This window comes from Cronobacter sp. JZ38, from assembly GCF_008932145.1.
GTDB classification, from domain to species: Bacteria; Pseudomonadota; Gammaproteobacteria; order Enterobacterales; family Enterobacteriaceae; genus Cronobacter; species Cronobacter muytjensii.
The window spans coordinates 4146894-4165456 of record NZ_CP017662.1; the positions used below are offsets into that span (position 1 = coordinate 4146894).

An 18563-nucleotide genomic window follows, 5' to 3' on the forward strand; every position below is an offset into this window, starting at 1 on the left:
TTATTGCCGGATATTGAAGAGGAGCTGACCTTCCAGCTCCTCTTCTGCTTCATCAAACAGCAAAATCAGCGCGCCGAAGCGCCGCTTGATCTCCGCCGTCACGTGCAGGAAGACGATCTCCAGCGGCAACGGCAACTCACCTTCCGTCACGACTTTCCAGAGACTATCCAGATCCCCGACACGCTCTGGCGTAACGCCAAACGTCGCGGCAAACGCCTGACAGAAATCATTCTGATCGGCAATGGTACTGAAATCGAAACTATAGCTTTTCATTGTCGCCACCACGTTCATCGGGCGGCCATGGCGCCGCCCTCACGCTTATAACCCGCCAAGATGCAGCGTTTTCACTTCCATAAACTCTTCCAGCCCCAGCACAGAACCCTCGCGCCCAAGGCCAGACTCTTTCACGCCGCCAAACGGCGCAAGCTCGGTCGAGACCGCACATTCGTTAACGCCTATCATGCCGCTTTCCAGCGCCTGCGAGACGCGGAATACGCGCTGTAAATTCTGCGTATAGAAGTACGCTGCCAGCCCGTAAGGCGTATTGTTCGCACGCGCGATAACTTCTTCTTCCGTTTTGAAGCTGAAACAGGCAGCGAGCGGGCCGAACGTCTCTTCCTGAGCGAGCTTCATGTCGTCGTTCGCGTCAATCAGCACCGTTGGTTGCCAGAAATTGCCGCCAGCCGCGTGCGGTTTACCGCCTGTCAGCACTTTCGCGCCCTTCGCCACCGCGTCTTCGACATGCTCGCGCACTTTCGCGACTGCTGATTGTTCAATCAGCGGCCCGACAACCACGCCCTCTTCCATGCCGTTACCCACTTTCAGCGCTTTTACCGCCTCCGCCAGCTGGTTAACGAAACGGTCATAGGCGCCTTCCTGGATGTAGAAGCGGTTAACGCTGACGCACACCTGGCCTGCGTTACGGAATTTATTGGCGATGGCGCCTTTCACCGCCGCGTCAATGTCAGCGTCGTCAAAGACGATATACGGCGCGTTGCCGCCAAGCTCCATCGAGACTTTTTTCATCGTTTCGGCGGCATTGCGCATCAGCGTCTTACCCACAGCCGTGGAGCCGGTAAACGAAATTTTACGCACTTCAGAACTTGCCATAATGGCATCGCTTATCTCTGACGTATTGCCCGCGACCGCATTAAGCACGCCGTCTGGCACGCCGGCTTCCTGCGCCAGCGCCAGCAGCGCGAAGGCGCTGAGCGGCGTGTTGTTCGCCGGTTTAATGACGCCAGTGCAGCCCGCGGCGAGCGCCGGGCCGAGTTTGCGGGTCAGCATCGCCATCGGGAAGTTCCAGGGGGTGATCGCCGCCACCACGCCGACCGGTTCGCGGGTCGCCAGAATGCGTGAGCCAGGCTTCGCGGGCGGAATGATTTCACCGTTGGCGCGTTTGGCCTGTTCAGCGAACCACTGAATAAAACTCGCCGCGTATTCGACTTCGCCTTCGGCTTCTTTCAGCGGTTTGCCTTGTTCGCTCGTCATCAGCTCGCCAAGCCAGCGCTTGTTTTCGATCATCAGCTGATACCAGCGATAGAGGATTTCAGAACGTTCTTTCGCAGTTTTTGAGCGCCAGGCAGGGAAGGCACGGCTGGCCGCGGCGATGGCGGCCTCGGTCTCTTTTTTTCCGGCTTTCGCCACCTGGGCTATCACCTCGCCCGTTGCCGGATTCAGTACATCAAAGGTTTCCTGCGCGTTATGCCATTTCCCGTCAACAAAGTAGCCGGTCTTAAAAAACGCATGTCCTGCAAATGGTTGTGCGGTCATTGTCCCCTCCTGCACGTGAAATTCCGTGGATGGAGGTAAGTATAGTCAGAAAAAAACCGACGCTTTGGGCGTCGGTTTGAGGCTTAACTGTTGGTCAGGGCATGCTGATATTTATGCAGCATATCGGTCAGCCGCTTCACGGAATCGATAACCGATTGCGGCGCCGCCCAGACATGCAGCTTCTCCTGATAAATCGCCAGCTCATCCAGCAGCTGGCGGAATGTGGCGCGCCGCTTTTCGTCGCTGGACGCGGAAATTACCCGATCCGCCGTACGCCGCAGCTGGCGATGAAACGCCGAAAGATCGTCATTCACCGGTACCGGCGCTTCGCGCAGCCGCTGATGCGCAATAATCAGGTTCAGCGCCAGCCGGAACTTCGCCACGTCGCCTGGGAATTTGCTCAGCAACAGAAAGAGTTGTTGATAGAGCGCGGGCAGATGGTTCTCTTTGCGCCGCGCCTTGTTCGTGGTGAGCGATGACACCGCCGCCGAAACAAACTGATTCAGCAGCATGCGTCCGGTCTGCGCCTGCGAATTATCGCGAATGACGACAATCACCATCGTCGCCAGCACACAGCCCACCAGTTGCCCCAGCGCGCTGTCGAGAAACTGGCTGAAATGAAACGTCATCGGGTTATCCAGCACCAGAATATTAATGGTGCCCGCCAGCGCGCCCATCGAGCCAAGCCGCCGCTTCTGTACCTCGATACCGATAAAAAAGCCGAGCAGCGCCAGGCTGATACAGAGCAACAACATACTCTGCTGGGTCGATGGCAACACGACCAGGAAATAGAACGCCCCGAGTGGCAGCGCCGTCAGCATGCCGTAGAGGAAATCGAGCGATACCATGCGCGGGTTCGGCAGACGCATCGCGAGCGCCGTCACCACGGCTATCATGATCATCGCCCCGCTGCCGGAGGTCCAGCCGGTCCAGAGCCAGAACAGCGTGCCCAGCAGGCAGGAGACGGTGGTGCGCCAGAAGTTAATCATCGCGTGATGGCGCTCCGCCGAGGGGGCTTTGACCACCACCTCATCGGTCAATACGTCTTCTTCCACCGCGCTGATTTTCGCGTTAGTGATGACGCCGCGTTTCAGCAGCAGATAGCGCGTGGCGGCGCCGACCCACGTGTAAATCGTCACCGGGGTGTCGTGCTCGCCGGTCCAGGAGAGGACGCGACGGATAAACTTCAGGCGGCGGTGTACATCAGCGGCGGTTTCCACCGGCTCGACAAACAGTTCGCGATATTCCGGGGCAATCGACTCCGGCCGGGTATTCTGGATGAGATACGTTTCGCAGGCCTGGGTAATCAGCGTTAGCGAAAGCGTATTCAGCGCTTTCAGTCGCCGGTTTGCGCGCCCCCAGCGCGACGATTCCATATTAAGGTTCACGCGCATGCCGTCGAGCGCCGCGGTGCGCCGCACCAGCGCGCCCCAGGCTTTATCCATCTCTTCGCTGTCGCCGTGAGCCATGCAGAGCTGCATCAGGCGAAACTGCTCCACCAGCAGCGCGTCGAGCTCGCGGTCGATCTCTTTTTTAATCGAGCGCGGCGAAAATAACAGGTCGGCGATAATGGCGCAGAAAATCCCGAGCACGATTTCACTGCAGCGCTCCAGCGCGAACTGCGGCGCCAGCAGCGGCTCGGTCTGAATGGTGATGACGATAATCAGCGCCGTGTAACCCGCGAGTCCCCAGGCGTAGGAGTTCTCCACTTTCACCAGCGAGGAGACCCAGGTGCAGAAACCGGCCCAGATGCAGCAGACGGTCAGCATCACTACCGGCGCGCGTATCGTGCCGATGATAATCACCAGCGCAGCGAGACAGCCGATAAAGGTGCCGATAATGCGCAGCATACCGCGATAACGGATAGCGCCGGACCAGGGCTCGCCGCCCGCCGCGAAAGCCGGGCCCGCCGCCACGATAGCGGCGGTCAGCACCGCCCAGCGCGGCGTTTCAAGCTGAAAGTGAAACCCGACAAACAGCGCCAGCACAATCGCGGTGGCGAGTTTTATCGCAAAGCGCAGATGCCGGGGATCGATAGACAGGAATCCCATAGCGTTTAACCGAATTCGCGCAGGCGGTGCATCAGCTTGTTAAAGGCCGATTCGTGGCTACGGTCGCGGTCGCGCTCGCCGGTCACCACCACGGTCGCCGTAGTGCCGGACGGGTACAGGTTGCCAGGCTGTTTATCGAGGCGAATGCGCACCGGCACGCGCTGGGCCAGGCGCACCCATTCGAGGTTGGAGTCGACCGTCGCCATGCCTTTATCATCACGGGTGCTGCTGGCGTTGGTGACGCCCGCCGAGACGCTATCCACGGTGCCGTGCAGCACATTATTGCTGCCAAGCGGCGTTATCTCGACGCGAAAGCCAGGGCGCACGCCTTCAAGCTTGGTCTCTTCCATATAAGCCTGAACGTAGAAACTGTTCTGTTTCACCAGCGCCACAGCGGTAGAGCCGCGCGTAATAAATTCGCCGGCATATACGTTAAGGTTGGTGACCCAGCCATCCGCGGGGGCGCGGATAACAGTGCGCTGGAGATCGAGTTTCGCCAGGTCGCGCGTCGCCTCGGCTTTCGCCAGCTGGTGCAGCACGGTTTGCAGGACGTTATTCGCCTGGTCAATCTCTTCACGCGACATCGCCTGGATGCCGAGCTTATTGCGGCGTCCCGCCTCGCGGCGTTTCTCGTTCGCCAGCGCCTGATAGTAAGCGACATCAGCTTCCGCCTCTTCCAGCGCCTTCTGGTAACGCGGCTGGTCTATAGTGAAGAGCACCTGATCTTTCTTCACCAGCTGGTTGTCATGCACGTCGACTGACGTGATAAGCCCGGCGACGTCGGGCGCAATGGCGACGACATCGGCGCTAAAGCGCGCGTCACGCGTCCAGGGCGACTCAGTATAAAAACTCCAGGCGCGAAAAATGGCGATGAAGGCGAGCACGACCAGCACCACGGTGATGGCTGTGCGGGTTATTTTTGTTGTTAGTAATTTCACATCAACCTCAGACAAACAAGCGCGACAGCAGATAGAACAGACAGCAATAGAGCGCCGTATTAAATAACGCCGGATGCCAGACAAAATCGTAGATCCCGGTCGGGATCAGCGCACGGCGCACCAGCCAGAAAATCGCCAGCGACAGCAGAAGCTCAAAAAAGATCGGCGGAAACGAAAGACCGAATATCACTATGACCGGAAAAAGACTCATTTTGACCTTGATTTTCGTGCAGGCTATTGATTTTTAAACTATATTCCGCAACGAGTGGCCTTGAATGGCCGGGCGAGAGTGCGGTGTTAGTTATGTTGGAAATAATATATTAGCGTAACTGATAGTAAGTTATCTATGATATGTGATCTAAATCACTTTTAAGCCAGAGTGAATAATGGAACGACTAAAAAGAATGTCGGTGTTTGCCAAAGTGGTAGAGCTGGGCTCATTTACCAGCGCCGCAAGGCAGCTTGAGATGAGCGTCTCTTCTATCAGTCAGACGGTCTCGAAACTGGAAGACGAGTTACAGGTCAAGCTGTTAAACCGCAGTACCCGCAGTATTGGCTTAACCGAAGCTGGCCGGATCTACTATCAGGGCTGCCGACGCATGCTGCATGAAGTACAGGAAGTCCATGAGCAATTGTACGCTTTTAACAACAGTCCCATCGGCACGCTGCGTATCGGCTGTTCTTCAACTATGGCGCAAAATGTACTGGCCAGCCTGACGGCAAACATGCTGCGCGATTATCCAGGCCTGTCGGTCAACCTTGTCACCGGCATTCCCGCGCCGGATCTTATTGCCGACGGGCTGGATGTCGTTATTCGGGTCGGCGCGCTCCAGGACTCCAGCCTGTTCTCAAAACGCCTCGGCTCTATGCCGATGGTGGTCTGCGCGGCGAAGAGCTATCTCGCCCAGGCGGGCACGCCGGAAAAACCAGCCGATCTCGCCAACCATTCATGGCTTGAATATAGCGTGCGCCCTGACAACGAATTCGAGCTTATCGCCCCGGAAGGCATTTCGACGCGCCTGCTGCCGCAGGGCCGCTTTGTCACCAATGATCCAATGACGCTCTCCCGCTGGTTAAAAGCGGGCGCGGGCATCGCCTATGTGCCGTTGATGTGGGTGATCGACGAGATCAACAGCGGCGAGCTGGAGATCCTCTTTCCGCGCTATCAGTCCGACCCGCGGCCGGTCTATGCACTCTATACCGAAAAGGACAAGCTGCCGCTCAAGGTGCAGGTCTGCATTAACGCGCTGACTGATTATTTCGTGAAGGTGGCGCAGGTCTATCAGGAGATGCGGGGGAGAAATGTGAAAGGGAAAGAGAGCCGCGCATAATGTCGCCCCTCGCAGCGGAGGGGCGACACAGACGATTATGCGGTGCCGCCGACCGTCAGGTTATCCACTTTCAGCGTTGGCTGACCGACGCCCACCGGCAGGCTCTGGCCCTCTTTGCCGCAGACGCCGACGCCGTTATCCAGCTTCACGTCGTTGCCGACCATTGAGATCTGCTGCATCGCCTCAATACCGGAGCCGATAAGCGTCGCGCCTTTCACCGGCTTCGTCACTTTCCCTTTTTCAATCAGGTAAGCTTCAGAGGTCGAAAACACGAACTTGCCGGAGGTGATATCCACCTGGCCGCCGCCGAAATTCGGCGCGAAAATTCCGTAGTCTACCGACTCGATAATTTCCTGCGGCGTCGATTTCCCGGCGAGCATATAGGTGTTGGTCATACGCGGCATCGGCAGGTGCGCGTAAGATTCGCGGCGGCCATTACCGGTCGGCGCGACGCCCATCAGGCGCGCGTTGAGTTTATCCTGCATGTAGCCTTTCAGGATGCCGTTCTCGATAAGCACGTTGTACTGGCCCGGAACGCCTTCGTCATCAATCGCCAGCGAGCCGCGACGGTTGGCAAGCGTGCCGTCATCCACGACGGTGCAGAGCTCGGAAGCGACCAGCTTGCCCATCTGGCCGCTGAACACCGACGTACCGCGGCGATTAAAATCGCCCTCAAGACCGTGACCGACCGCCTCGTGCAGCAGCACGCCAGGCCAGCCTGCGCCCAGCACCACCGGCAGCGTACCGGCGGGCGCCGCGACGGCGCTCAGGTTCACCAGCGCCATCCGCACCGCCTCACGCGCCCAGGCCTCGGCACGCACCTCGCCGTCGGTATTTTCCATAAACCACTCGTAGCCGAAACGTCCGCCGCCGCCGCTGGATCCGCGCTCGCGCTTGCCGTCTTCTTCCACCTGCACGCTCACGGAGAGGCGCACCAGCGGACGGACATCCGCCGCCAGCGTCCCGTCGGTCGCGGCGACCAGGATCAGTTCATAGACGCCGGTCAGGCTCGCGCTCACTTCCTGCACGCGCTTATCCGCCGCGCGCGCGGCGTTATCGACGCGGCGTAAAATATCGAGCTTTTCTTCGCGGCTCAGGCTTTGCAGCGGATCGAGCGTGGTGTAGAGCGGAGAATATTCCACCGCGCTCAGGGTCTTGACGCGCCCTTCGCCCTGCTCACGCACGATGCTGCGCGCGGCCTGCGCGCTTTGCGTCAGCGAGGCAAGGCTAATCTGGTCGGCATAAGCGAAGCCGGTTTTCTCGCCGCTGACGGCGCGCACGCCCACACCCTGGTCAATATTGTAAGAACCGTCTTTAATGATGCGGTCTTCTAAAACCCAGGATTCGTGATAACTGGACTGAAAATAGAGATCGCCGTAATCCAGGCGACGCTCATAAAGCTGGCCCAGAATGGAGAAGAGATCCTGATGGCTCAGGCCATTTGCAGACAGTAGCTGCTCACTTACCAGGTTCAGACTCATTGTTTGCTACTCTCATGGTCCTGCCCGCACGGGCAATGAAATAGGTTATCAGGCGAGCTTGCGGTAATTCAGCCGCGGCGTCAAATCATTGCGCCACTTCCGCGCGCGGCTGGCGCATCACTTCGTTGATTTGCGGCTTATCGACAGGCCCGGTGAGGTGATAGCGCAGCACCGAGATTTTATTCCACAGCGGGCCGAGTACTTTACTGGCCGCGAATACCGCCGCGCCGACGATAGGGTTCACGGCGAAGGCCGCCGCCACGCCGACCGTCGCCGAAATTTCCGGCGCGACGACCGCTTCCATATCCAGCGTCCGCGCCGGCAGGTTAACGGAGCCTTTCATGGCGATATCGGCTTCAAGGCCATCCACCAGCGTGTCGTCAGTATGCAACACGCCGTCTTTGATCCACGCGGTGCTGCGAATCGAATCGTAATAAAAACCTTCGCCGAAGGTATCGCTGAAGTCAAAGCGCAGCTTGCGCAGCAGCGCGTCGAAGCTCAGCAGACGCAGAAGCTGCCCGGCATGACCGGTGCCGAGGTCGGCGATTTGCCCTTTACCGAGCCGGGTATGCAGCACGCCGTTGAGCGAGGCGTCGTCCGGTTTCCACGGCGCGTCGCGCCAGTGAAGATCGTAATCGACATTAAAGGACGACCCCTGCAGCGGCGTTTTCACGCCAAAGAAACTGGTCGCCGCATCGAGCTGTTTGCCCTTGAGCACGCCTTTAAGCGACGTGCGCATCGCATCGGCGCGGTTAACCCATTCGCCCTGCATGGTGAGACGCGCAAAGCCGGTATCCAGCAGACCGTTCGCGAGCGACAGCGTATCGCCATTAATCGTGAAATCGCCGTTGATGCGGCCATATTTCTGGCCCCACAGCCAGCACTCCGCGCAGCGCAGCGCCAGGTTCGGCCAGCCGCTGAAATCAACGGCCTGCGTTTTTTGCCCGGCCCCGCCGCTAAACACCGAGGCCGCTTCGTTTTCATGCGCCGGGTTGTAATAGAGATAATCGATAATCGCCTGCCACGGCGCGCCGTCGCGCATCACCAGACGTCCGTTGATTTCACGCCCCTGCGCGGAAACTTCCGTGCCGCCAGCCTGCGGTTTCGCCATCACGCTTAAATTATTCCAGCGCTGGCCGCCAAAGGTGAGCGCGGGGGTGCGCAGCGTCACTTCTTCCGGGAACAGTGTCGTACTGCTTACTTTCTGCGCCGCGCCCTGGTTAAAGAGCGCCAGCCACTGCGCGCCGTCCATTGCGGGCAGGTTCAGCTCTACTCCGCGGTTTTCCGGCAGCGGCGGCGTGGTGCGGCTGTCGGTCGCCCAGATGGCGCGATCAAGCGTCAGTTTGCGGCCCAGCAGCCAGCGGCTGTTGAAATGGTTTTCAGACCCGGCGTTGCCGGTCACATCGAAGCTTTTCACATCGCCTTTAGCGCGCACCCTGAACGGCAACGCTTTACCCGCCGCTTTGTCTACCGGCTCCGGTAAGTGACTGCTTACATTCTTCAGATCGCCGGTGATATCGACCTGATAATTAACACCAGCGTGGTACGGCAGCGAAATCGCCACTTTGCCGTTCCAGGGAATCGAGCCGCTGAGCGCGTCATTAAGCGGTTTCGGCAGCAGCCCGGTTCGGGTGGGCTGCCAGTCGCCGTTCATATTCACCTCGACCTGGTAGGCTTTTTCTTCCTCTCGGGTGGAGAAGTCGATATTCAGCGGCTGATTAAACCAGGTGGCCTGTAAGGGTTCGCTTTTGAGATTGCCATTCACGAAGCTGAATTTGCCGTTCAGATTATGCAGCGTACTGTTCAGCGGTTTCACGTACAGCGCGTTGTTACGCAGCCACACGTCGCCCTCGGCGGTCGTCATAGTGCCGTCGAGTGGAATATCGAGATGTAAGCGAGCATTCACATCGCCGTCGAGCTGGAGTTCTTCGAGGGTCGTTCCCAGCGAATCCGCAAGCGGCGTATCATTGAAGTATGGTCCGACCGCCTTGCCGGGCCCTGCGATATCCGCATCGATGAACAGCTTTTCCTGGGAGTAATCAGGGATAACAGCCGTCAGGTTTTTCCCGGTGACGCCGCCAAGCTGCACCTGCGGCGCCGCCATCCACAGGCCGTCGTTGCGGAAATCGAGATCGATAGCGACATCTTTCAGCGCAGGCCAGTCCGGCTGAAACGCGTAGGTGGCGTTACGCAGCGGCACATAAACCTCAAACTGCCCGTCGTTTTGCTTATAGGGAAAATGTTGCGGATTGCCGACATACACCAGCGTGGCGTTGTCCACCTGTCCGCCCTGAATGGCACCGCTCAGGTAATCCACCAGATCCTTGCCCATCAGATTCTCCGGGAAATAGCGCCAGGCCTGCTTCGCGTCACTCGTCTGAATACCCGCCAGGATCTCAAGCCAGGGCTGCCCGTGCTTCGGCTGCTGATAGCGGAAATCGCCCCGCGCCCACAGCGCGTTGGCCTGCACGTCCAGGTTTTTACCGTCCAGCGTGAAACCATCAACATTTTTACGCCAGTCGAAGGTCGCCGCGCCTCGGACTATCTCAAGCGGCGCGCGGAAAACACTCTTATACGGCATCCGGGCGTCGTTCATGCTGATCGTTGAACGGCCATGCTCAAGGCTACCGACGACCGTGCCGGAAAAATGCTCGGCCCCCGGCAGAAGTTTCCACTGCTGCCAGGAGAGGTCGTGCCATTTGGCCATGAAGCGGGTTTTGTCAGTGGCCTGTAACGGAATATCGAGCGCCAGCGCGTCGATTTTCCCCTGCGGGCGCGTGCTGCCCCAGACGTCGCCAAGCGAAGGCGCCAGCCGGGTCGCCAGCGGCAGAAAACCTTCCAGCCCGCTCAGCTCAAGATTGCTGGCGCGCACGCGCAGTTCGCTGCTGCGCCGCACTTTGTCGCCCGCTACCGGCTGGTTGGCAAGCCAGGCCAGATTCAGCGAGCCTGCGGGCCAGGGCTTATCGTCGACGGTGATCCGCGTTTGCGGAATAGTGACCTGCCAGGCATCGTCGGCGCGGCTGATATGCGCGGTGAGATTATCCACAGAGAGCCGGTGGCTGCGCTCGTCGCCGCGCCATGTCGTACCGCCCTGTTTCAGCCAGATATCCCCGCCTGCGATTTCGCCGTCGCGCAGCGTCATCCAGGCTTCAAGGCTGAACTGCGCGCTGGTGAGGTCAACATTGTCTTTCATCCACTGGCCCAGCCAGGGTTTGACGTCCACATCGTCGGCCTGCATCCAGACCGTACCGCGATTCAGCAGGCCGTTGTCGTCACGCAGATCCATGCGCACCTGCATCACGCCGTGCTGACCCGTCAGACTGGAAAGGCTCACCTGGCCCTCGGCGCGGTGACGGTTTTTCCCGTTAAGCCAGGTTAATTGAGGAACGGCGAGTTCGGCGCGCTGGCCGGAGAGGGTAATAAAGCTGAGCGTACTGTCGCGCAGATCGAAGTGATCGAACTGGCGGAAGAACAGATCGCTAAGTTTGTTGCCTTCGAGCGGATTGCCGCCTTCGCTCTGCCTGATAGGCGTGTTGGTACGCACCTGAAGCTGATAAAAGGTGAGATCGCGAAACTGCCAGCGCGCATGCAGCAGGCTCTGCCAGACGTCCAGCGCGACGGTGACGCGCCTGACCGAGAAGTGGCCACCGTCGCTGAGCTGCGCATGGATATCGCGTACGTCGAGCGTCGGCCCGAACGTTTGCCAGGAGGCTTCGACACGGCTCGCCTGTACCGGCACGCCGGTGGCTGATGAGATTTTTTCCAGCAGAGCCGGGCGCCAGGTGTTGAGATGAGGCAGCACGAGCCGCAATCCACTCACCATCAGTGCGACGATAACAATCAACGTTGCGCCTGTGAGTAGCAAAATGCCCGGCAGTCGCCTCACCCTTCTCTCCTTGTCAGCCGCCGCGGCGGTACCTTCACTCACACAGTTGACCGCTGTGCGCTACATCATGACCACGTCGAACTGCTCCTGGTTATAGAGCGGTTCGATTTGCACCTTAACCTGCTTACCGACAAAAATCTCTACTTCGGCCAGCGCATGGGATTCATCGCTTTTCAGCGCTTCCGCTACGGCAGGCGAGGCATAGACCAGGAATCGGTCAGAGTCATAAGCATGATGCACGCGTACGATCTCGCGCATGATTTCATAGCAGACGGTTTCGACCGTTTTCACGGTGCCGCGGCCATGACAGGTGGGACAGTCGTTACACAGCACATGTTCAATGCTTTCGCGGGTCCGCTTACGGGTCATCTCCACCAGGCCGAGCTGCGAAAAACCGTTGATGCTGGTCTTCACGCGATCTTTACTCAGCGCCTGCTCCAGCGAGTGCAGCACGCGGCGGCGGTGATCTTCATTACTCATATCGATAAAGTCGATGATGATAATGCCGCCGAGGTTACGCAGCCGTAGCTGGCGGGCGATTGCCTGCGTCGCTTCGATATTGGTGTTGAAGATGGTGTCGTCGAGATTGCGATGGCCGACAAACGCGCCGGTGTTAATGTCGATAGTCGTCATCGCCTCGGTCTGATCGATAATCAGATACCCGCCGGATTTCAGCTCGACTTTGCGCTCCAGCGCCCGCTGGATTTCATTTTCGACGTCATAGAGATCGAAAATCGGCTGACGACCGCTGTAATGCTCCAGCTTGCTGTTCATCTCCGGCATATACTCCGCCGTAAACTCCAGCAGCATTTCATAGGTAAGACGGGAATCGACGCGGATGCGATCAAGCTGGGCGACGGCGAAATCGCGCAGCACGCGCTGGGCCAGCGCCAGCTCGCCGTAGAGTTGATAGCGCGTCTGATGGCGTTTTTTACGCTCCATCACTTTGGTCCAGACGCGTTTAAGGTAGGCGGCGTCGGACGATAAATCCGCCTCGCATACGCCTTCAGCGGCGGTACGGATGATAAATCCGCCCTGCTCGTCGCAGTAATCCGCCACAATACGTTTCAGGCGCTCGCGCTCGGTTTCGCTCTCAATGCGCTGAGAAACGCCCACGTGCGACGCGCCCGGCATAAACACCAGATAGCGCGACGGCAGCGTGATGTCGGTCGTAAGACGCGCGCCTTTAGTGCCGAGCGGATCTTTTACCACCTGCACCATGAGGTCTTGCCCCTGACGCACCAGTTCGGAGATATCGCGGACGGTGAAATTCTTTTGTTCATCGCCCGCCACGCATTCAGTGTGCGGCATGATGTCGGAGGCGTGAAGAAACGCGGCTTTATCGAGGCCAATATCTACAAATGCCGCCTGCATTCCAGGAAGGACGCGACTGACCCGACCTTTGTAGATATTGCCTACTATCCCGCGGCGGGCTTCGCGCTCAATATGGATTTCCTGCAAAATACCGCCATCTATATACGCCACCCGGGTTTCCGACGGGGTAACGTTAACCAACAATTCAGCCGTCATGTTGTTTATCCCTCACGCAGTGAGTTGAATTCGCTCAGCAATTCCCAGGTTTCTACCAGCGGAAGGCCCACCACCGCGTGGTAGCTTCCTTCAATGCTTCTGACAAAACAGCCGCCCAGCCCCTGTATGCCGTAGGCGCCCGCTTTATCCATCGGCTCGCCGCTGCCGACATACGCCGCGATATCCTGCGCCGTCAGCGTCCTGAACGTCACGCGGGTAATGACCAGCCGCTCGCGCACGCGCTGTCTGTCCGCAAGCGCCACGGCGGTCATCACCTGATGCGTTTGCCCGGAAAGCCTGCCCAGCATCTCTGCGGCATGGGCGGCATCGCGCGGTTTTTCCAGCACGTCGCCGTCCAGCACCACAATGGTGTCCGCGCCGAGCACAGGGAGATCGCGCGCGGCCAGCGCCACGCCAGCGCGGGCTTTGTCGCGGGCCAGACGGGTGACATAATCCTGCGGCGCTTCCTCTTCGGCGCGCTGCTCTTCCACACCCGGCACCAGACGTTCAAAGGTGACGCCCAGCATGCCCAGCAGCTCCTGACGTCGCGGCGAGCCCGAGGCGAGATAAAGATCTGTCATAACTGTCCTTTATTGTACAGCAAACTGCTGACGCACTTTGCGCATCAGCAGGAATATCCACGGCCAGAGCACACCGTTCACCACGCTGCTCCAGAACACTTCCGGCCGGAAAGCGACGTCGATAACCAGGAATTCCGCCCAGAAGACGATAATATCCGCAGCCAGCGACAACAGCATCACGACCAGCGCCTGTTGCCAGAGCGCCAGGTTGCGGAATAGCTGAAATTTCAGCGCGACCAGATAGGCGATGATACTCAGTGAAAGGGCGCGAACCCCCAGCGTGGAGCCGCTGATAAGATCCAGTATGGCCCCCATCACAAAACCCGTGCCGACATTTACGCGATGCGGCAGGGCGAGGATCCAGTACAGCAAAATCAGCAGTACCCAGTTAGGCCGGAACACAATAATCGCATCCGGCCAGGGCATGATCTGCAACAGCAGCGCGATTAAAAAGGAGAGCCAGATAACCCAGCGCCCCTGACTACGATAGCTCGCCACTACTGCCCTCCCTGTGCGGGAGGCGTGCCGCCAGACGGCGGCGCGGTCGTTGACGCGGCGTTCGGCGCGGCGTTAGTTGGCGCAGGCGGCCCCATGGCATCCGGCGAAGGCAGCACCTGCGGCATCATCTGCATCAGTCGCTCATTCGCCACGCGATGCACTTCTTCCGGCGTCATCGGGTTGGCGCCTTCGCGATCGGCGCCCCAGAGCAGCAGCAGATAGCGCAGACGTTGCAGGCCCGCCGTCGGGCGCGCCTGGATAACGGTATACGCGCGCTGGGTGTCGAGCTTCACGGACGAGACTACGCCCACCGGATACCCTTCCGGGAAGCGGCCGCCGAGGCCGGAGGTGACCAGCACGTCGCCTACGCGAATATCGGTGTTGGCGGGCAGGTGCTCCAGCTGCAGATCGTCGGTGCAGCCGCTACCGGCCGCAATCACGCGGATATCGTTACGCAGCACCTGGATGGGCAGCGCATGGGTGGCGTCGCAAATCAGCAGCACGCGGCTGGTGAGTTTCGCCACGGCGACGACCTGACCGACCACGCCTTTATCGCTGATCACCGGCTGGCCTTCATAAACGCCGTTAACGCTGCCTTTATCAATCACGACCTGATCGCTGTAGGGATCGTTTACCGTCGAGATCACCTGCGTGACCATTTTCTGTTCATCCTGACGCAGCGGCGAGCCGAGCAGTTCGCGCAGACGCGCGTTTTCCTGCTTGTACTGGCCAAGCATCAGAATTTCGCTGTTCTTCAGCAGCAGCTCCTGGCGCAGCGCCCGGTTTTCCAGCTCAAGCTGATCGCGGGACGCCAGCGTTTGCGAGACGCTGTCGAGTAATTCACGTGGACCGTTGGAGATAAAGTAGAAAGGACTGACGGCGGTATCCATGTACGTTCGGATCTGACTGAACGTACCGAGGCGGCTGTCGGCGATGATGACACCAAGCGCCACCAGCACCGCCAGAATAAGGCGAATCTGTAGCGACGGGCCACGGCTAAAAATTGGCTTCATAGGCTATGCGTATTCCCAAACCAACAAGAAGGGCAACCTGAGTTGCCCTTTCCTGCGGCTGTTACTCTTCGCTGAACAGGTCGCCGCCGTGCATGTCGATCATTTCCAGCGCCTTGCCGCCGCCTCGGGCTACGCAAGTGAGCGGATCTTCCGCCACCACGACCGGAATGCCGGTCTCTTCCATCAGCAAACGGTCAAGGTTACGCAGCAGCGCGCCGCCGCCGGTCAGTACCATACCGCGCTCGGAGATGTCGGAAGCCAGTTCCGGCGGGCACTGTTCCAGTGCGACCATAACCGCGCTCACGATGCCGGTCAGCGGTTCCTGCAGCGCTTCGAGAATTTCGTTGGAGTTCAGGGTGAAACCGCGTGGTACGCCCTCTGCCAGGTTGCGGCCGCGTACTTCGATTTCGCGGACTTCGTCGCCTGGGTAGGCGGAGCCGATTTCATGTTTGATGCGCTCAGCGGTGGCTTCACCGATAAGCGAGCCGTAGTTACGGCGCACATAATTAATGATGGCTTCGTCAAAGCGGTCGCCGCCGATACGCACGGAGGAGGAGTACACTACGCCGTTCAGGGAGATAACCGCCACTTCGGTAGTACCGCCACCGATATCCACCACCATGGAGCCGGTCGCTTCAGACACCGGCAGACCCGCGCCAATCGCGGCCGCCATCGGCTCTTCAATCAGGAAAACTTCGCGGGCGCCTGCGCCCTGTGCGGATTCGCGAATCGCGCGGCGTTCAACCTGGGTCGCGCCGACCGGCACGCACACCAGCACTCGCGGGCTCGGACGCATAAAGCTGTTGCTGTGCACTTGCTTGATGAAGTGCTGGAGCATTTTTTCCGTGACAAAGAAGTCGGCGATCACGCCATCTTTCATCGGGCGGATAGCAGCGATATTGCCCGGCGTACGGCCCAGCATCTGCTTCGCTTCATGACCTACGGCCGCAACGCTCTTTGGCGAGCCGGCACGATCCTGGCGAATGGCGACCACGGAAGGCTCATTTAGTACGATGCCTTGCCCTTTTACATAGATAAGGGTATTCGCGGTACCCAGGTCAATGGACAGGTCATTGGAAAACATGCCACGAAATTTTTTAAACATACTAAGGGATAATCCTGAAAGCTGGGGCGGAAAACAAAATCCGCTTACTTTACCAACCACACGAAGCAGCGACAAGGCGCAAAAAATGTTCTGCATCGGTGAAAAATAGTGCGGCTTTTTCTCCTGCTAAACCGTCGTCGCCCCGGCCTTTCCGGCTGGCGATGTCGCGAGCGTTGCTGACCCGACGACGCCTTATGCGCTAAGAGTAAAAGCCTGCTTCAATATGCTGCGACACTCTGGCCGGCAGGCGTGCGCCCCCTTAAGATGCAGCGCGCGTTATTCTACGTGAAAACAAGTTAAACGGCAGGTCAAACCGAATATCTTTGCGAATATTTTTTCACATTAGTATCGAGAGGTTGCGAGGCGGCAAAAAAATCGCCCTGACCTCCCGTCACGCCACGCTCGACCAGCGTCTGCCATTCACTTTTGGTCCTGACGCCGGCGGCAAAAACCCGCGTCTGCCCTCCGTTGCACGCCTCCACCAGACTCTGTACAAAAAGCTGGTTTTCGGTGCGCTTGTTGATATCCCGCACCAGTCCCGGATGCAGCTTGATGATTTCGACATCCAGCGCTTTTATCCAGGCTGTGCTGACCACCGTTAATCCCGCCTGAACTACCGCGATGCGAAGCCCAAGCGCCCTGATTAAACGCACAACCGGTTGTAAACGGCTGAGATGTTGACAAACATCTGCCTCGGCAAGTTCAAAAAGAATGCGTTTCCGATGCGATTTTTCGCATTGCATCAGCGTATCGCGCAGCCAGCGCTGAAACGGCGGGCGGATCAGCGACTCCACCGTGACTGGCAGCGCCAGGGTTTCGTCAGGCCAGAAGCGCAGAAAAGGCAGGACCCGGCCAATTAACTGGCGATCGTATTGTTCGGCGAGGCCAAACTGCTGCACCATCGGCATATACTCCGCCGCCAGCACTTCTTCATCGCCGTCAAAGATACGGCACATCAGTTCACGATGATGGACATAGCCGTCGCGCAGTACCGCCGGTTTCTGGTAGAAACGCGGGCCGCCGCGCTGTAGCGCATTTTCAATCAGCGTGCGCCAGCGCACGTTGCCGCGCCCTTTATCCGGCAGCGAACTGTCGTAAACCGCCCAGCCGTTGCCGCCCTGCAACACCGCGTTGCGCGCCGCCACTTCGGCATGTTCCATCACCTGCTCGGTGGTCTGCCCGCTGCGCCAGGCGCAAATACCGATATGCAGCATATCGCTGCTGTCGAGCATCCGGGTGGGTGGCAGAGCGCCCACGGCTTTCAGTAACTGGCTGGCGATGCTGTCAGCTTCTTTGAGCGTACGGTGCGGCAACAGGACGGCGAAATCGCTGCGAAAATAGCGGGCCAGCAGCGCGCCGGGATAACGCATGATAAAAGTAGAAAGCATGTTGATAAGCGTGAAAAGGTACTCTTCAACGGTGGTTTTTCCCCAGCTGTCGCGCAGCATGTCGAAATCCGGCAGGCGGATCATCATCACCACGCCGTGAGTGCCCACTTTCTCCTGGTCTTCAAGCAGCGTCGCCAGCTGGTTGTCAAAGAAAATGCGGTTGCTGAGCCCGGTTTTGGCGTCCTGAGCGGCATAGGCGCGAATGAGCGTATCCATCCGGCTGCGCTGTTCGCCGGCAAGCTGAAGTTCATAGAGCAACACATCCAGCGCGCTGCTGGCATGGGTTGGCCATTCATGAATATTGCCGCGCGCGTTGGCGCCGCGTTCGCCATTAAGAATGCGCACCGCCCGGCCTTCCAGCAGCTCCTGCCCCGCCAACTGGCGCTTGATCCAGCGCACCGAGAGATAAATCATCACGACCATCAGCCCGAAAGCCAGCGTGAGCGGCGCCGTAGTCAGCAGAGAGCGATAATAGGTCACCAGCGGATCCTGCCACGTTAAACGCAGCGTCATGCCGGGGTGTTTGATAAGCGGTACGGCGAGTTTGCGATCGCGGGTCTGAATCGTCGATTCCCGGTAGCTCTCGGGTCTCGCGTGGCTGAACACCACTTTGCCGCCCAGTTCGAACTCAACCAGCACGATATCCAGCGGCACCATGATCTCATCAAGCCGGTGCTGCATCGCTTGCGGTGACTGAAAAACCAGTTCGTTATCCACCACGGCGGCGACCGACGCGACGCGCTGCGTCACTTTATGCTGAATAGCGTTGAAGAAGCTTAGCGAACAGCCCAGTAATGTCACCAGCATCGCCAGACCGACCAGCAGCGTGACAAAGGCGGAGAATTTCGTCGTTAAGCGCATCCTTGTGTTAACTCCGTAGTTGGGCGTCACGCGGGGGAACCGCCTTTCGGTTCTTCACGCTAATGAACGGGTGGAAGTGAGTGCTAACTTTAAATATCGAACCGCGCATACTACCAGAAATGGGGGC

General features: G+C 58.8%; 14 protein-coding genes. 1 reads left to right on the plus strand and 13 read right to left on the minus strand.

Annotation, left to right across the window (positions count from 1 at the left end; translation table 11 throughout):
• From BJP61_RS19580 to aaeX, 5 genes are all read right to left on the minus strand, one after another.
• Positions 1–273, minus strand: a complete 273-nt coding sequence (locus tag BJP61_RS19580; RefSeq protein ID WP_038865649.1) for a hypothetical protein — start codon at positions 271–273, stop codon at positions 1–3.
• A gap of 45 nt (positions 274–318) precedes the next feature.
• A complete protein-coding gene (locus BJP61_RS19585; RefSeq protein WP_171999146.1) occupies positions 319–1773 on the minus strand; it encodes an NAD-dependent succinate-semialdehyde dehydrogenase in 1455 nt (484 codons plus the stop codon).
• Positions 1774–1856: 83 nt separating this feature from the next.
• A complete protein-coding gene (gene aaeB / locus BJP61_RS19590) occupies positions 1857–3824 on the minus strand; it encodes a p-hydroxybenzoic acid efflux pump subunit AaeB (RefSeq protein WP_038865585.1) in 1968 nt (655 codons plus the stop codon).
• A gap of 5 nt (positions 3825–3829) precedes the next feature.
• Complete coding sequence (gene aaeA / locus BJP61_RS19595) at positions 3830–4762, minus strand: p-hydroxybenzoic acid efflux pump subunit AaeA (RefSeq protein WP_038865587.1); 933 nt, start codon at positions 4760–4762, stop codon at positions 3830–3832.
• Positions 4763–4769: 7 nt separating this feature from the next.
• Positions 4770–4973, minus strand: coding sequence for a p-hydroxybenzoic acid efflux pump operon protein AaeX (gene aaeX, locus BJP61_RS19600; protein ID WP_004385128.1), 204 nt, complete (start codon positions 4971–4973; stop codon positions 4770–4772).
• Positions 4974–5148: 175 nt separating this feature from the next.
• On the opposite strand from aaeX, the gene aaeR reads away from it, so the two are divergent.
• A complete protein-coding gene (aaeR, locus tag BJP61_RS19605) occupies positions 5149–6093 on the plus strand; it encodes an HTH-type transcriptional activator AaeR (RefSeq protein WP_038865589.1) in 945 nt (314 codons plus the stop codon).
• Positions 6094–6128: 35 nt separating this feature from the next.
• Here the strand turns inward: aaeR and tldD are convergent, their stop codons facing one another.
• The 8 genes from tldD to csrD form a co-directional block, all read right to left on the minus strand.
• A complete protein-coding gene (tldD, locus tag BJP61_RS19610) occupies positions 6129–7574 on the minus strand; it encodes a metalloprotease TldD (protein ID WP_075193254.1) in 1446 nt (481 codons plus the stop codon).
• An 85-nt stretch (positions 7575–7659) separates the two neighbouring features.
• Positions 7660–11460, minus strand: coding sequence for an AsmA2 domain-containing protein YhdP (gene yhdP, locus BJP61_RS19615; RefSeq protein ID WP_171999148.1), 3801 nt, complete (start codon positions 11458–11460; stop codon positions 7660–7662).
• Positions 11461–11520: 60 nt separating this feature from the next.
• Positions 11521–12990, minus strand: a complete 1470-nt coding sequence (rng, locus tag BJP61_RS19620; RefSeq protein ID WP_038865594.1) for a ribonuclease G — start codon at positions 12988–12990, stop codon at positions 11521–11523.
• Between the two features lie 5 nt (positions 12991–12995).
• The gene (locus BJP61_RS19625) at positions 12996–13571 is read right to left on the minus strand and encodes a nucleoside triphosphate pyrophosphatase (RefSeq protein ID WP_075193252.1); all 576 of its coding nucleotides are present in this window, start codon (positions 13569–13571) and stop codon (positions 12996–12998) included.
• A 9-nt stretch (positions 13572–13580) separates the two neighbouring features.
• Positions 13581–14069 carry a rod shape-determining protein MreD gene (gene mreD, locus BJP61_RS19630; RefSeq protein ID WP_004385134.1) on the minus strand — a complete coding sequence of 163 codons (489 nt, stop codon included), beginning with the start codon at positions 14067–14069 and terminating at the stop codon, positions 13581–13583.
• Entirely contained in the window at positions 14069–15082 is a 1014-nt protein-coding gene (mreC, locus tag BJP61_RS19635; protein WP_038865598.1) for a rod shape-determining protein MreC, read from the minus strand. Before mreC ends, mreD begins: the two co-directional genes overlap by 1 nt.
• Positions 15083–15143: 61 nt before the next feature.
• On the minus strand, positions 15144–16187 hold the full coding sequence (gene mreB, locus BJP61_RS19640) for a rod shape-determining protein MreB (protein WP_004385136.1): 1044 nt from the start codon (positions 16185–16187) through the stop codon (positions 15144–15146).
• Between the two features lie 308 nt (positions 16188–16495).
• Positions 16496–18436, minus strand: coding sequence for an RNase E specificity factor CsrD (gene csrD / locus BJP61_RS19645; protein ID WP_171999150.1), 1941 nt, complete (start codon positions 18434–18436; stop codon positions 16496–16498).
• Positions 18437–18563: the final 127 nt, after the last annotated feature.

Excerpts from the sequence above, each read along its gene's own strand:
- BJP61_RS19580 (WP_038865649.1), bottom strand. The coding sequence starts at position 273 with ATGAAAAGCTATAGTTTCGATTTCAGTACCATTGCCGATCAGAATGAT.
- aaeB (WP_038865585.1), bottom strand. The coding sequence starts at position 3,824 with ATGGGATTCCTGTCTATCGATCCCCGGCATCTGCGCTTTGCGATAAAA.
- BJP61_RS19625 (WP_075193252.1), bottom strand. The coding sequence starts at position 13,571 with ATGACAGATCTTTATCTCGCCTCGGGCTCGCCGCGACGTCAGGAGCTG.
- BJP61_RS19585 (WP_171999146.1), bottom strand. The coding sequence starts at position 1,773 with ATGACCGCACAACCATTTGCAGGACATGCGTTTTTTAAGACCGGCTAC.
- mreB (WP_004385136.1), bottom strand. The coding sequence starts at position 16,187 with ATGTTTAAAAAATTTCGTGGCATGTTTTCCAATGACCTGTCCATTGAC.
- aaeR (WP_038865589.1), top strand. The coding sequence starts at position 5,149 with ATGGAACGACTAAAAAGAATGTCGGTGTTTGCCAAAGTGGTAGAGCTG.
- aaeX (WP_004385128.1), bottom strand. The coding sequence starts at position 4,973 with ATGAGTCTTTTTCCGGTCATAGTGATATTCGGTCTTTCGTTTCCGCCG.
- rng (WP_038865594.1), bottom strand. The coding sequence starts at position 12,990 with ATGACGGCTGAATTGTTGGTTAACGTTACCCCGTCGGAAACCCGGGTG.
- tldD (WP_075193254.1), bottom strand. The coding sequence starts at position 7,574 with ATGAGTCTGAACCTGGTAAGTGAGCAGCTACTGTCTGCAAATGGCCTG.
- mreC (WP_038865598.1), bottom strand. The coding sequence starts at position 15,082 with ATGAAGCCAATTTTTAGCCGTGGCCCGTCGCTACAGATTCGCCTTATT.
- csrD (WP_171999150.1), bottom strand. The coding sequence starts at position 18,436 with ATGCGCTTAACGACGAAATTCTCCGCCTTTGTCACGCTGCTGGTCGGT.